General features: G+C 59.9%; 12 protein-coding genes and 1 pseudogene. 5 read left to right on the top strand and 8 right to left on the bottom strand.

The genetic code is table 11. The features are described from left to right. Nucleotides 1-54: 54 nt before the first annotated feature. The 4 genes from NE637_RS04475 (at nucleotide 55) to NE637_RS04460 (ending at nucleotide 4227) form a co-directional block, all read left to right on the top strand. A complete protein-coding gene (locus NE637_RS04475; protein ID WP_192112775.1) occupies nucleotides 55-1317 on the top strand; it encodes a 3-isopropylmalate dehydratase large subunit in 1263 nt (420 codons plus the stop codon). A 69-nt stretch (nucleotides 1318-1386) separates the two neighbouring features. After that, a complete protein-coding gene (locus tag NE637_RS04470; protein ID WP_215648412.1) occupies nucleotides 1387-1878 on the top strand; it encodes a 3-isopropylmalate dehydratase small subunit in 492 nt (163 codons plus the stop codon). Between the two features lie 316 nt (nucleotides 1879-2194). Then, nucleotides 2195-3268 carry a 3-isopropylmalate dehydrogenase gene (gene leuB, locus NE637_RS04465; protein ID WP_227118084.1) on the top strand — a complete coding sequence of 358 codons (1074 nt, stop codon included), beginning with the start codon at nucleotides 2195-2197 and terminating at the stop codon, nucleotides 3266-3268. 101 nt (nucleotides 3269-3369) lie between these two features. Continuing rightward, on the top strand, nucleotides 3370-4227 hold the full coding sequence (locus NE637_RS04460; protein WP_227118085.1) for a heterodisulfide reductase-related iron-sulfur binding cluster: 858 nt from the start codon (nucleotides 3370-3372) through the stop codon (nucleotides 4225-4227). Between the two features lie 55 nt (nucleotides 4228-4282). On the opposite strand, the gene NE637_RS04455 is transcribed toward NE637_RS04460, so the two are convergent. The 5 genes from NE637_RS04455 to mqnB all read right to left on the bottom strand — a co-directional run bounded on the left by NE637_RS04455 (nucleotide 4283) and on the right by mqnB (nucleotide 11337). Further along, nucleotides 4283-5176, bottom strand: a complete 894-nt coding sequence (locus NE637_RS04455; protein WP_227118086.1) for a DMT family transporter — start codon at nucleotides 5174-5176, stop codon at nucleotides 4283-4285. Between the two features lie 144 nt (nucleotides 5177-5320). Then, nucleotides 5321-6139 carry a septal ring lytic transglycosylase RlpA family protein gene (locus tag NE637_RS04450; protein WP_022659804.1) on the bottom strand — a complete coding sequence of 273 codons (819 nt, stop codon included), beginning with the start codon at nucleotides 6137-6139 and terminating at the stop codon, nucleotides 5321-5323. Nucleotides 6140-6575: 436 nt separating this feature from the next. Then, complete coding sequence (locus NE637_RS04445; protein WP_227118087.1) at nucleotides 6576-9575, bottom strand: AIR synthase-related protein; 3000 nt, start codon at nucleotides 9573-9575, stop codon at nucleotides 6576-6578. A gap of 27 nt (nucleotides 9576-9602) precedes the next feature. Then, nucleotides 9603-10568: a polyprenyl synthetase family protein gene (locus tag NE637_RS04440; protein ID WP_227118088.1), complete on the bottom strand. Its 966-nt coding sequence runs from the start codon at nucleotides 10566-10568 to the stop codon at nucleotides 9603-9605. A gap of 7 nt (nucleotides 10569-10575) precedes the next feature. After that, nucleotides 10576-11337 carry a futalosine hydrolase gene (gene mqnB / locus NE637_RS04435; RefSeq protein ID WP_215648418.1) on the bottom strand — a complete coding sequence of 254 codons (762 nt, stop codon included), beginning with the start codon at nucleotides 11335-11337 and terminating at the stop codon, nucleotides 10576-10578. A gap of 160 nt (nucleotides 11338-11497) precedes the next feature. On the opposite strand from mqnB, the gene NE637_RS04430 reads away from it, so the two are divergent. Next, the gene (locus tag NE637_RS04430; RefSeq protein WP_192112783.1) at nucleotides 11498-11695 is read left to right on the top strand and encodes a DUF2065 domain-containing protein; all 198 of its coding nucleotides are present in this window, start codon (nucleotides 11498-11500) and stop codon (nucleotides 11693-11695) included. Between the two features lie 107 nt (nucleotides 11696-11802). On the opposite strand, the gene NE637_RS04425 is transcribed toward NE637_RS04430, so the two are convergent. From NE637_RS04425 to NE637_RS04415, 3 genes and pseudogenes are all read right to left on the bottom strand, one after another. After that, a complete protein-coding gene (locus tag NE637_RS04425) occupies nucleotides 11803-12543 on the bottom strand; it encodes a ubiquinone/menaquinone biosynthesis methyltransferase (RefSeq protein ID WP_227118089.1) in 741 nt (246 codons plus the stop codon). A gap of 1 nt (nucleotide 12544) precedes the next feature. After that, nucleotides 12545-12715, bottom strand: coding sequence for a hypothetical protein (locus tag NE637_RS04420; RefSeq protein ID WP_192112785.1), 171 nt, complete (start codon nucleotides 12713-12715; stop codon nucleotides 12545-12547). A gap of 428 nt (nucleotides 12716-13143) precedes the next feature. Next, nucleotides 13144-14457 (bottom strand): annotated as a pseudogene (locus NE637_RS04415) (hypothetical protein); the annotation flags it as partial.

Raw genomic sequence — 14457 nt, 5'->3', positions numbered from 1 at the left:
AACACCGTATTCGCCGCGCCCCCCTCGGTGGAGCCAGGATGAAAGGAGTAGATCATGCCACAGACGCTTGCGCAAAAAATTTTGCAAGCCCACACAGACGAAGTTGTGGAACAGGACGGCCAGATTGTTCAGTGCCGCGTGTCGCTGGTGCTCGCCAACGACATCACCGGGCCGCTGGCCATCAAATCTTTCAAGGGAATGGGCGCGGAAAAGGTTTTTGACAAAGACAAGATTGCTCTGGTCATGGATCACTTTACGCCGCAAAAAGATATTGATTCCGCCAATCAGGTCATGGTGACCCGCAAGTTCGCCGAAGAACAGAACATCACCCACTATTATGAAGGCGGCGACTGCGGCGTGGAACACACCCTGCTGCCCGAGCAGGGCCTTGTTGGCCCCGGCGATGTGGTCATTGGCGCAGACAGCCATACCTGCACCTACGGCGGCATCGGCGCTTTTGCCACGGGCATGGGCTCTACCGATATCGCCGCCGCGATGGCGCTGGGAGAAACCTGGTTCAAGGTGCCGTCCACCATCCGCGTCAATATTGACGGCCAGATGCCCAAGTGGCTGCGCGGCAAGGATCTCATGCTCATGCTCATCGGCGCTATCGGCGTGGACGGCGCTCTCTACAAGGCCCTGGAATTTGGTGGCTCTGTGGTGGATGACCTTTCTGTTGAAGGCCGCCTGTGCATGGCAAACATGGCCATTGAAGCGGGCGGCAAGGTGGGCCTGTTTGCGGTGGACGCCAAAACGCGCGCCTACTGCGCGGAGCACAAGCGCCCTGGCCTGACGCAGGATTTGGCCGCAGACCCAGGCGCTGTTTACGAGCGCGTGGTCAATATTGACGTGACCGGCAAGGAGCCTGTGGTAGCCTGCCCGCACCTGCCCTCCAACGTCAAGCCTGTCTCCGAGGTGCGCAACACGCCCATCCAGCAGGTGGTTATCGGCTCCTGCACCAATGGCCGCATCAGCGACATGCGCGATGCCGCCGAAGTGCTGCGGGGCCGCAAGGTTGCCAAGCACCTGCGCTGCATTGTGCTGCCCTCCACGCCCACGGTGTGGAAGCAGTGCCTCAAGGAAGGCCTCATCGAAACCTTCATGGAATCCGGCTGCGTGGTCGGCCCCTGCACATGCGGCCCCTGCCTTGGCGGCCACATGGGCATCTTGGGCGATGGCGAACGCGCCGTGGCCACCACCAACCGCAATTTCAAGGGCCGCATGGGCAGCCTGAGTTCCGAGGTTTATCTGGCAAGCCCCATCGTGGCAGCCGCTTCGGCCATTGCGGGTTGCGTGGCCGGGCCTGATCAGCTGTAGGCAGCACACATCAGCACCTGCCTGCGCCACGGCCCACCGAGCCCGGCGCAGAGAAAGAAGGACAGCCTCATGAATTACAAAGGTAAGGCCCACAAAGTGGGCGAGCACATTGATACGGACGCTATCATTCCCGCGCGTTTTCTGGTCACCACCGATTCCAAAAAGCTGGGCGAAAACTGCATGTCCGGCCTTGAGCCAGACTGGGTCAAGCGCGTGACCCCCGGCGACATCATGGTCGCAGGCCGCAACTTTGGCTGCGGTTCCTCCCGCGAGCATGCGCCTATCGCCATTCTTGGCGCGGGCATGCACGTGGTGATCGGCCACAGCTTTGCGCGCATTTTTTACCGAAACTCCTTCAATATGGGCCTGTTGCTCATGGAAGTGGGCGACGACGTGGACAAGATCAATGACGGCGACGAGCTGGAAATCGACGCCACCACCGGTATTATCCGCGATCTGACCAACGGTGCGCAGATAACCTGCCCCCCGCTGCCCAAGTCCATGGCTGCCATTCTGGATAAGGGCGGATTGGTAGGCTACGTCAAGGAACGTTTGGCCTAAATTGGCCTTTTGCCCTCTGGCGGCGTTAGATAATCCTTTTTACTCCGGTCGAGTACCATGAGAGTACACTCCCTGCGCAAAAAGGATTATCTGCCTTGCCAGAGAACAAAAATCCAATTTTTACAAGATATTTTTGGCCAGAACTGCGTCAAAACGGGCTTTTGCCTCCAGTCGAATACCGTAAGAGTATACTCCTGCCGGCAAACCCCATTTTTCCTTGTTCTGGCGTAAAAATCTTCATGTAAAAAAGAGCTGGTAATCGGATAATGATAAGAAAATGAGCATCAACAGAAAGAATTGAGTTCAAGGATATACCATGAAAAAGACCATCTGCCTCTTGCCGGGTGACGGCATCGGCCCGGAGATTCTGGCCGAAGGTGTTAAGGTTTTGAAGGCCGCCGCCGAAAAGTTTGACCACGAATTTGTTTTCGACACCGCGCACATCGGCGGTTCCGCCATTGATGCGGCTGGCGACCCCCTGCCGGAAGAAACCGTGCGCAAGTGCCGCAATGCCGATGCCGTTTTTCTGGCGGCTGTGGGCGGCCCCAAGTGGGACGCCCTCGCGCCCGAAAAACGCCCGGAAAAAGGCCTGCTGCGCATTCGCAAGGAGCTTGAGCTTTTTGCCAACCTGCGTCCTGCTATGCTGCTGCCCGAACTGGCAGGCGCGTGCCTGTTGCGTGCCGACATCGCCGCCAAGGGCCTTGACCTCGTGGTTGTGCGCGAACTGACCGGCGACATCTATTTTGGCGAGCCGCGCGGACAGGAAATGCGCGATGGCCTGCGCACCGGCTACAATACCATGGTGTACAACGAGGAAGAAATCCGCCGTATTGCTACGGTGGCCTTTGAAACGGCGCGCAAACGCCGCAACAAGGTCTGCTCTGTGGAAAAGAGCAACGTGCTGGAAACCTCGCGCCTGTGGAAGGAAGTGGTCATTGAAACGCACCGCCAGTATGCGGATGTGGAACTGACTCACATGTACGTGGACAATGCCGCCATGCAGCTTGTGCGCGATCCTTCGCAGTTTGACGTGATCCTCACGGGCAATATTTTTGGCGATATCCTGTCTGACGAAGCCTCGGTTATCACCGGCTCGCTGGGCATGCTGCCCTCGGCCTCCATGGGCGCTTCCGGCCCCGGCCTGTTTGAACCCATCCACGGCTCCGCCCCCGACATCGCGGGGCAGAACAAGGCCAACCCTCTTGCCACCATTCTTTCCGGGGCCATGATGCTGCGCCTTGGCTTTGATATGGGCAAAGAAGCCGATGCCATCGAGGCGGCAGTGCGCAAGGCTCTGGCCGATGGTTTCCGCACTGGCGACATTATGGAACCCGGCAAAACCCTGCTGGGTTGCAAAGAAATGGGCGACAAGGTTGTGGAGCGGCTGTAGCCGCTGCTCCGAACCATTTCAAAAAGGCCGTCCGCACCATCGGGCGGCCTTTTGTGGTTTTTACCATGCAAACGTTTACATAAGGGCATAGAGGCGGAATCATGAAATCGACCACAGGCAAGCTGAGCGATTGGGTAGTTAAAATCGCGTGCGGCAGAGATCTTGAAACGCAGCTTCAGGAAGTTGCAGCCACAGGCCAGCACGGCGCGCCGCAGATGTTGCGGACAATGGCTCTGGCAGCCAACGGTTTTGCAGGTGCGCCGCAACAGGCGGATTTGGCGTTGGTTTTCGGCTGCTACAGGCCATTCAGCACGCCCAATATTCTGCGCGAGGTGGCGTGGATTTTGGGGCGTCTTGGCATGGCCCACACCTGGCTGGAGAAAGAAAACTGCTGCGGTTTGCCCCTGCTGCATCAGGTCGCCTCAGAGGACAGGCCGCAGATGGTAGAAGCCGCCCAGGGTTTTGTGCGGGGCAACAGCAAGGCGGCAGCGCAAAAGGGCGCATCCCGCCTCGCATACTGCTGTGCTGGCTGCGCGCATGTGGCCAAGTCGGTTGATGCCGATGGCGATGTTTCCCACAACTATATTCTTGACGTGCTGCTGGATGCCCTGAAAGGGCAGAGCTTGCGGGTCAATCCCTTGAAAGTGGCCTATTTTGAAGGATGCCACACCTCGTATCGCAGGCCCTTTCCGCAGACGTCATTAAACTGGTCAGCTTACAGACAGTTTCTTGAAGGGGTGGAAGGGCTTGAAGTCCTGGATGTTGCGGGCGGCCTATGCTGCAAAAATCAGCCTGACCGGATAGTGGCGGCAGCGCTGGATGGCGGCGTTGACGCTCTTGTATGCGCCTGTTCCGGCTGCACTGTGGCCCTGCGCGGTGCTGGTCAGGGCAAACTCAGGGTTATGAGCTATACCGAATTATTGGCTCGGGCCTTGGGGTATGAACCCGCAGAGCTGTAGCGTTCTGGCAGCAAAAAAATAAAAAAGCGCGGCAAATTATGTTTGCCGCGCTTTTTTATGCGTGTTTGTGGCGCTGAAAAAAGGCCGTTATCTGTTTGCCGAGCATGACCAGTACAACCGATGCGGCAATAAAGGCCACCCCTGCGACCAGCGACATGCTGAACGGCTCGCTGAACACCAGAATGCCCACCACCACGGCGGTTACAGGCTCCATAACGCCAAGGATGGATGTCAGCGTGGAGCCAATGCGCTGTACGGCAAGAATGAGAGTGAGGTTTGAAATAACGGCTGTCACTACGGCCAGCAAAGTTGCGAGCAGCAGTTCCCACCATGAGTGCAGGGGCTGGAACGAGCCTGACAACAGGGCGTTGGCCCCGGAAATAACCGCCCCAAAGGCCAGCACGTAAAAAGTCATCACAAGCCCGCTCATGTTGGGAATGCGCGCGGCATAAATGGTTGTGATGTATACGGCGTTGCACAGTGCGGAAAGCAGAAGCAGGGCCACGGCCAGCAGGCTTGCCCCGCCCATGTCGCCATCACTTCCGCCGCAGAGCAGATAAACGCCAGCGATTGCCAGCAGGATGGACAGGGCCGTGATCCACGAGAAGCGCTCGTGATAAAACACAATCATGATCAGCATGACCATGACTGGATAGGTAAATTGCAGCGTTGCCACAACGCCGCTCGGCATGTGCTTGAATCCCCAAAAAAAGAGCAGGGCCGCCATGGTATACATGGAACTCATGCCAGCAAGTTTGCACAGATCAATGCCGCGCGCGCTGAATCTTTCGCCGCGTACGGCAAGCACTATGCCCAGCACCACAGTGGCAATGGCAAAGCGATAGAACAGGGCGGAAGGCCCTGAAACGCCGCCATGCATCAGCGGTAGTGTAAACAGTGGGATAAGGCCAAAGGCCGCAGAAGAAAGAATACTGTAAAAAAAGCCCATGACATCCTTCTTGGTGGGGAACAACAAACAGATTCCATACCGGGGAAGCCGCAGTGTGGCAAGCTTGCGCACGGCATAAAAAAACGTCCCCGGTACAAACCGGGGACGTTTTCGCGCGTGTGCAGCGCGGAAGGTATTGCGCTGTTACTTGGATTGATCCATGACCACTTCAGCCTCGGGGTGAACCTGGCGCAGTGCTTCATGCATGGCCGCAGCATCCGCAAATGCGCGGAAGGGGCCGATTTTTTCATCACCCTGAGCGGCGTTGTAGCGTACAAAATATGCTTCATCGGGTTTGAGGGGCGTGCCGCTTTCGTCGCTGATGACTTCCAGCTTGACCTTGCTGATGCCTTTGTCATCAATATCAATCTGTTGCGCTGCGGCAAAGGAAAGATCAATGATGCGCCCGCGCACAAAGGGGCCTCTGTCCGTCACGCAGACCATAACGCTCTTGCCGTTATTCTGGTCGGTGACGCGAACAACCGTGCCCATGGGCAGGGTGCGGTGCGCGGCGGTAAAGGTATACATGTCGTAATCAAGCCCGCTGGCGGTGGAGCCGCCGTGGAAATCCCGTCCGTACCAGGAGGCCTTGCCGGACATGATTTCGCTCTCCTGAGCGCGTTTCAGCCAGATATCACGGCTGTCGGTGCTATCCCGGCGTTCTTTTTCGGATAAGGACGCAGTGGATGAGGATTTGCGTTGCTTGGATTTGGAGCGCGATTCAGCTTTATCGCGCTTGGAGCGCGAGCTGTGCGAAGAGGCGGTTTTGTCACTGGTCTTTTCGCGTTTGGATTTGCGAGTTTCAGTGTCGCCGGAGGACTTTTTGGCGGCGTGGGGGGTAGCGTTCGAATGCTTTTGATCGGAGGGAGCGCTTTGTGAAGCCGCGTCGGCGTTCATGGGGGAGGCCAAAAGCATGCATAAGGCTATGGCCGCCAGCACTAATGGCCAGCGTGAATACTTCATGATCGTTCCTTTGTTAGTGTTCGAGGCTGGCCAGCGAAATTGCCGGACGAACCGCGCCCGCGGTTCTGACCCCAGGAACCTTCCAATGATGGCAGCAAGCGCGCCTTGCGCTCAACGTCCATCGGTTCCCCAGGGGAATGCCTGTTCTTTGTGGAGGCACTATACAGTAAAAAAATACTCCATGTCAAACTGATAAAATCTTTTAATTCAAATAGTTATTGAAAAAGATAGTCTAGAAAATGTCAAAAATGCAGTAGGGGAGTATGAAATCGGCATGCTCGAGCGGCGTGGCGAACTGGCATGAAGCCGAGGAAAAAGCCCTGTGCGCAGCAGAAATATTTATGCAAAAATGCAGAGAACAGCGCCGGATTCCACCAAATAAAAAAGGGCAGGCGGCCGCAAAGCCACCTGCCCCGACAGTTCAGTCGCAGCGGTGTTACCAGTCCAGCGTACGCTTGAAGGCGCGGGCCAGATCTTCCACCGAAGAGTTGACGATGATGCTGTCGCCGGATTTCATGGTCAGTTGACCGTTACCGGTGACAGTACCAATGCGGGTGCAGGGCTGCCACATTCCCAGCGCATCGAGAATCATGGCCAGATCGGGCTTGACGCTCACAACCAGGCGGCTGGCGCTTTCGCTGTAGAGCAGTTCGGTCACGTTCATGGCTTCAAGGGCTGGCACGGCATCAAGGTTGATTTCCGCACCCAGGCGGCCGCCGATGCACATTTCTGCAATGGCTACGGCAAGGCCGCCGTCAGAGCAGTCGTGGCAGGCGGAAATGGCGCGCTGGCCCATGAGGGCGTTGACCGCGCGGTAGCGCAGCATGGCGTTGGAGGCGTCCACATGGGGAACGCGGCCACCCTTGAGGCCCAGTTCGGTAGCTGCTTCACTGCCAGCCATTTCACGCCAAGTGCCGCCGAGCACGTAGATGGCATCGCCGGGTTGCTTGAAGTCAGAGGTCTGGGCCGCAGTGACGTTGCGGATGACGCCAAGAATGGAGAACAGCACCGTGGGCGGAATGGAAATGCGCTCGCCGCCGCCAGTGTAGTCGTTTTTCATGGAGTCCTTGCCCGAGATGCACGGCACGCCGTAGGCCAGCGAGAACTGGCGCAGGGCGCGGCAGGCGCGTACAAGCTGAGCCAGCTTGTAGCGTCCATCGGGGTTGGAGGGGCTGACCACCGGGTCGCACCAGCAGAAGTTGTCCACGCCCGCCAGAGCGTCGGGGTCCGCACCCACGGCAACGGCGTTGCGGATGGCTTCGTCCATGGCGTTGGCCATCATCCAGTAGGTGTCGTAATCGCTGAATTTGGGGCAGATGCCGTGGGAGATCACAAGGCCCGCGTCCGATTCCAGCAGGGGGCGGATAACGCCCGCGTCTGCCGGGCCGTCGCGCTTGACGCCCACGAGGGGCTTCACCACGCTGCCGCCACGCACCTCGTGGTCATACTGGCGGATGATGTATTCCTTGGAGCAGATATTGAGCGTGCCGAGCATGCGCTGCAAAAAGGCGGTCTGCTCAACTTCGGCCACGTCCACGGTGACATCGGTGATTTCGGGAGCCTTCCATTCGGCTTCAAGCTCAAGCTGCGGCACGCCGTCGTGCATGAATTCCATGGGCATGGAGGCAATGATGCGGTCGTGGTAGCGCACTTCAAAGAAGCCGGAGGTGGTGAAGCGGCCAAGGGCTGTGGCTTCCACATCCATGCGGGCGGCAAGGGCCATGAATTCGTCGAGCTTTTCCGGCGAAACGGCCAGGGTCATGCGTTCCTGCGCTTCAGAAAGCAGAATCTCCCAGGGGCGCAGGCCATCATATTTCAGCGGGGCTTTGGCGATATCCAGCACACAGCCGCCGGTGTCCTCGGCCATTTCGCCCACTGAGGAGGAAAGGCCGCCAGCGCCGTTGTCGGTGATGGCGTGGTACAGGCCCAAATCGCGGGCGCGCATGATGAAGTCGTACATCTTGCGCTGGGTGATGGGGTCGCCGATCTGCACCGCAGTGGCGGGCGAGCCTTCGTGCAGCTCTTCAGAAGAGAAGGTTGCGCCGTGGATGCCGTCCTTGCCGATGCGGCCGCCGGTCATAACAATGTAGTCGCCTTCCTCGGCCTGCTTGAACCAGCCGGGGCGGCCATGAATCTCTGCGGGGATGATGCCCACGGTGCCGCAGTATACCAGCGGCTTGCCAAGATAGCGCTCGTCAAAAACCAGCGAACCGTTGACCGTGGGAATGCCCGACTTGTTGCCGCCGTGCTCCACGCCTTCGCGCACGCCTTCCAGCACGCGGCGGGGGTGCAGCAGGCGCGGGGGCAGGTTTTTATCGTGGAAGGGCGAGGCAAAGCAGAACACGTCCGTATTGCACACCAGTTCCGCGCCCATGCCGGTGCCCATGGGGTCGCGGTTTACGCCCACAATGCCGGTGAGCGCGCCGCCGTACGGGTCGAGCGCCGAAGGGCTGTTGTGGGTTTCAACCTTGATGCAGGCATCGTAGCCGTTGATAAAGGCGATAACGCCCGCGTTGTCCTTGAAAACGGACTTGCAGTAGTCGTCTTCGCCCATGCGCTCGCGCAGCATGGCCGTGGCGTCGCGGATGCAGGTCTTGTAGAGGTTGTCCACCACTTCGCTGCGGCCCGTGGCGGCATCGGTATAATTGATGCGCGAGGCGAAAATCTTGTGCTTGCAGTGCTCGGACCATGTCTGGGCCAGCACTTCCATTTCCACATCCGTGGGGTCGGCGGGCAGGCCAAGGGCCTTGCGGCGGTCGGCTTCTTCCTGCGCGGTGAACTGAGCGCGGATGCTGTGCATTTCCTTGAGGTTGAGCGCCCAGGTATTTTCGCGGCTGGCCTTGGTCAGGGCTTCATCGTCCATGGCTGAAAGGGCGATGGTGTCAACGGTTTCGTTGATTTCGCCCGTAACCCTGGCGGCCTGAGCTTCAAAGCCGGGCTGGGCGTCCCATTCCTGACGGCTCTTGATGCGGTAGCGCTGGATGAGCGTGTTGCACAAAAGGTCGCGGGCCAGCATGTCTACCTGCTCGCGGGTGAGGGGCGCGGCTTTGTCGCTGCTGATGCGGTACTGCACGGCGGTATACACGCGCAGGCTGTCGCGCGGGATGTCCAGCACCATGGCGGCAGTGTCGCGCGCGGTGCGGGCCTCGTTATCCGTCACGCCGGGGCGAAAGCCCACTTCCACAAACCAGTCTGCAGCAGGGTCAAGCAGGGGCAGCGGCTCAAGGGAGGCTTCCTGAAGGATGGGGTCGTGCCAGATGCTTTCGTTCAGCAGACGGGCCACCTGCGCGGCATCAAGCCCGTCAGCCGTAAAGACCTTGATCTGGCGAACGCCAGAAACAGAAATGTTCAGCGCCTTGCGCAGGTGCTGGGCCGTCTTGCGGCCCTGGGTATCGTCAAGTCCGGCGCGGGGGCCGGTTTCCACCCTATAGAGCATGATTTGCATTCCTCTTGGTTTGGCTGCTTACTTTTTTCTGTCGCGCACGTAGTCGGCCATCTGGCGCATAAGCTCGCGCTCGGGCCTGTCAGGCAGAGTTTCTAATGCCTGCCTGGCCGCGTCAAGAAATTCATCGGCCTGACGGCGCACGGCGTCGTCGTGTCCGGCCTGCCGGATGCTCTCGGCAATGCTGGCGGCATCGGTTTCCGTCATCAGCCCTGCGCAAAAGGCGGCGTCAAAGGCGCTGCGTTCTGCGGTGCTCAGGCTGTCGCGGTAGAGGCGCAGGGGCGGCGTGAGCTTGCCCTCGCGCACATCGCCGCCAGTGGGCTTGCCGGTCACGCTTTCTGGCGCGAAATCAAGGGCATCGTCAACCATCTGAAAGGCCATGCCAAGGTTTTCGCCATAGGCGGCGGCAGCGGCCACTGCCGCATCGTCGGCCCCGGCGGCGAGCGCGCCCATTTCACAGGCAGCGCGGATAAGCCAGGCCGTTTTGCCGCGCACCATGTCTTCATAGTCGGCGCTGCTCGAATCAACACGGCGCTGGGCCGCGATTTCGAGAATTTCACCCGCCGCCGTGCGGCTGGTGGCTTCCGAGAAACAGCGGGTCAGGCGCGTGTCGTCATAATTGGCCACCAGGGCGTTGGCACCGGCCAGCAGGGCATCGCCCGCAAGAATGACGCTGGAAACATCAAACAGCGTATGCGCAGCGGGCTTGCCACGGCGGCTTACCGCATTGTCCAGCACATCGTCGTGCAGCAGGGTCGCGGCGTGGAGCATCTCCAGCGTGATCGCCAGATCCTGTATGCTTTTGGCCTCATGGCCCAGCAGGCGGGCCGTGAGCACAGTGAGCAGGGGCCGCAGGCGCTTGCCGCCCGCATCAAAAATGTGCCGGGCCACAGGCCGCACCGGTTCCGGCAGGGTGTCCACTGCCTTGTTCAGAGCGCGGTTGATGCCGGGCAGCTCAAGGGCCAGACGTGCTTTCAGTTGGATCATATGCTACTCAGATAAGGTTAAGCGCGGGCAAAACCCGCGTGAGCGCGCGTAGCGCGCCGGGAAAATCCTTTTCGTCATTGGCGCGTGGCCCGACCTTGTTGGAAACGCTGCGTGCCTCCACACAAGGTATGCCCTCGCGGGCGCAGGCATACGCCACGGCAAAGCCTTCCATATTTTCCAGATCAGCCCGGTAGCGGGCGCGCAGGTCTGCCGCTCTGGCAAAACTCGCGCTGACCCCGGCAACTGTGAGCGATGTACAGGGCAAAAAAACATCCGGTTGTTGCCGCGCGCCAAAGCGTTCCAGCGCTTCCGGCCCTGCCAGGGGCAGGCGGTTGCGCACCGCAGGCCCGGTCGCGGGCTGCCACTGCGGAAAGCCAAAAGCTTCGGCGGTGACGGAGCGCCCATCGTGCAGGCCGTATTCCGGCCAGATTTCTTCGTTCACCATGCACAGCCCCAAAAGCGGGCGCTCTGCCAGATCAAAGGCTCCCGCAAGACCCGCGTTGAGCACTGCTGTAATGGGCGTGCCCTCGGCTTTAGCCCTGCAAAGGGCCATGCCCATGGCCAGCGCTGCGTTAATGGGGCCAACCCCGGTAATGCAGCACAGCGCGTCGCCACATTTGAGGCGCACTGGCCAGAGGTGCATTTCTGGCCAGGATTTTGCCGGGCTTTCAGTTGTTTCCCGTGCTGGCGCGGCAAGCCCCGCCGGAGAAAAACCGGGCACAAGGCCCGCCAGTTCCGGGCCGGTGGCGGCGCAAAGTAGCAGGCTCACAGGATTACTGCCTTCGGCTGCTGTTTGCCGGGCGCAGGGCTGGGCAGAACGAGCCTGCGGGATAATCCCGGCAGGTCATGTCTGTGCCGTTTTGCAGCGCCGTGTGAGCAGCCATGATTCGTTCCTTTACAAAAGGCTGGTTTTCCGTCACCAGAAAACCATGAAACTCGATTACGCCCTTTTTCTCCGCGCTCTTGGTCTGGCCATCGTTATTGAGGGCCTTTGCTGGACACTCTTTCCCGGCGGCATGCGGCGCGCCCTGCTGCAATTGCTGCCCCAGCCGGAAAGCCGCCTCCGTGTCCTCGGGCTGATCGCCCTGGCCGTGGGACTTGGTCTGGTGGCGCTGGCCTCGCACTAAGGCCTGATTACCCCACCATCGTGTCTGGCTTGCCGCATGGTGAGCCTTCAGATGCCGTTTGCCGTCAGATGGCAAGAAAACGGCATGCTTTTTCACGCCAATTTGCTCTAGCGTGCCTTTTCGCCCACGTGCAGGCAGACAATGCCGGACGTGAGCTTTTCGTGCCATGCACGTTCAAAGCCCGCTGCACGCATTTCTTTTTCAAGGCTGAGGGCCGAGGGAAACTTGCGGATTGTATCGGCAAGGTACTCGTACGCGCCGGGATCTTTTGAAAATACTTTGCCAACCCTGGGCAGCAGGTGGTTGAGATACACGTTGTACAGGCCGCCCCAGATGCGCTCCTGCCCGGAACCGAATTCAAGGATGCAGGCCCTGCCGCCGGGGCGCAGAACGCGCAGCATTTCGGCAAAGGCCGCCTCGCGGGGCAGGATGTTGCGGATGCCAAAGGCAATGGTGATGCAGTCAACTGAAGCATCGGGCAGGGGCAGGCGCTTGGCGTCTGCTGCAACGGGCAGGATACTGCGGGCGTTGGCGTTCTTGAGTTTGCGGCTGCCGCGCACCAGCATGGGCGGGCAAAAATCCATGGCCGGAACAATGGCCGAGGGGTGGCGGCGGCGAATGGCAAGGGAAACATCCAGCGTGCCGGCCGCCAGATCCAGTACGCGCCCGGTATCGCCGAGGCGCACGTTTTGCGCCAGCACCTTGCGCCAGTACTGGTCAAGCCCGAGGCTGAGCACGCGGTTCAGCAGGTCATAAAAAGGCACAATACGGCCAAACATGCCAGCCACCGCCGCATCGTGCGCAGGTTTGACAACAGTTTCCGTAGCGGTGTTGCGGGGAGATTCCACGTTATTTCCCGGCCTTGTCCTGGTCGGCATCCACACCGATGGCGGCGCAGACAACACGATAGACCGAAGGAAATACCTCAGCAAAATTGCTGGGGGAAACCGTGCGCGTTTCTATGAATTTGGCGGTCAGTTCCTTGGCAACCTGAAGGGCTTCCTTGCGATCCTTATCCATATGGCCTCAGCTTCCGGCCCTGAAGGGCGCGGCAAATATGAAAAACCCGCCCCTTTGGGGAACGGCCGTGACCCACAGCGGGTATTGCCTGGACGGGTTAAGAAACGGAAGCAACAGCCCCCGCCCCTTTGTTTTATTGATTGAGAATCGCGGGACAGCGCCCGCGAAACCGCGCAACAGCATATGCGTTCCGCCTGCCATTGGCAAGGCCGACATGCCTGTGCGCCTGGTGCCTTCTTACCTTGAAATACCCGCTGCCGGCGGAGCAGTGATTGAAGCAGGCCTTAGGCAATGGGCGAATCTGGTTCGGTTTGCAGGCGCATTGCCAAGGGGCTCCAAAAATCGCGCAGATCAGACGGGCAGCTCTGCTGCCAACCTGCGCTAACACCCCGGAATAGTTCGGGCGGCTGCATAGGGCAAAAAGCCCCTTACTGATCTTCGAGCAGTCTGCCGATTTCTTCGCGCAGTATGCGCGCCGCAGCCGCAGCCGCGGCCCGTTCCACCCTGTCGTTGAAGCGTGGTTCAAGGGCATCCAGCCGGGTTTCAAGGGCATCTATGCGCGCAGTTGCGCTGCGGGCGGCAGTGACAACGGGTTGCAGGTGCTCTTCCACAAGCGATTGCGCATCGTCATGTTCGGTCTGCTGGGCCGGGGCAGATGCCAGGGCTGCGGCAACCGCCTTACTGATGCAATCCATGAGGCTCTGGTACAGGGGATGGCCCTCAACAAACATGTCTTCCAGTTCCTGACGGGGCAGGCTGTTGGCGGCCAGTTCCTGTGATGCGTGTATCTGCGCTTCCAGGGCGGTTTCCAGCGCGATGATGCGATCCCCGGCTTCCTGTAGCGCGGCCTCGCACTGCTCAACGCGTGCCGTGAGCTTGCTTGCTGTTTCGGCAGCGTCTGCCGCGCGCGTGGAGGCGTCAAATGCCTGGGCAAAGGCGTCAATGGCGTGGGACGAGGCCTCTTTGGCCTGTTCCATGACAGCCTCAAGGGCTGCGCCAGACACAGCTACGGCTGCACCGTCAGCTGCAGTATCTGTCGAATCCGCAACAGGGGCCGCCTGAGGCCTGAATGCAGGTTCATAAGCGAACTGCCCGGCGCTTTCCGGCATATCTGCCGCAACATGCTCCACTTCGACAGCTTCCACTTCGGCAGGCTCGGCCGTGAAAAGGTCGGCTCCGGCAGGTTCATCCACTGAAGGCTCTGCCTGCAAGTTGGCATCCGGCGGCAGGATTTCATCGGGTTCAAGCAGGGGAAGGTCATTGGCCTGCGCTGGTTCAGCAGCCGCAACGGACTCAAATACATCGGATTCTGCCTGAACGGAGGCATCTGCCATAATGCCCTGTATGTCTGCCGGGGCGGCATCCGCAGGGACCACATCCGCTTGGTCGGTGGCGGCTTCGTCCGCAGCGGCAGCCAGAAGCGCGTCAAAATCTGTAGGCAGTTCCACAGCCTGTTCGGGCAAAGAGTCGGGAAATGCTTCGGCAACAGGCTCTGGCTGGGCGTCAGTCATGAGTTCCAGCTCGGGGTGGAGCAGAACATCGGAAACGCCTTCCTGCGGCTCAGCGGCAGGGGCCGCACCGCCAGTCACAGCAGCCAGCAGGCTGTCAAGGTCTGCATTCAGATCGGGCTGGGGTTCCGGGGCAGGCGCGGGCGCTTGCACAGGGGCCTCTTCGGGCTGGGCAGCGTCAAGCTTGCTCTGCAAATCATCAGCGGCGGCAGCCAGCAGGCTGTCGATATCCAC

This window comes from Desulfovibrio desulfuricans (assembly GCF_024460775.1).
GTDB classification, from domain to species: Bacteria; Desulfobacterota; Desulfovibrionia; order Desulfovibrionales; family Desulfovibrionaceae; genus Desulfovibrio; species Desulfovibrio desulfuricans_E.
Note: the sequence above shows the minus strand (reverse complement) of the source record. Positions and strands in the feature narration are given on the sequence as shown.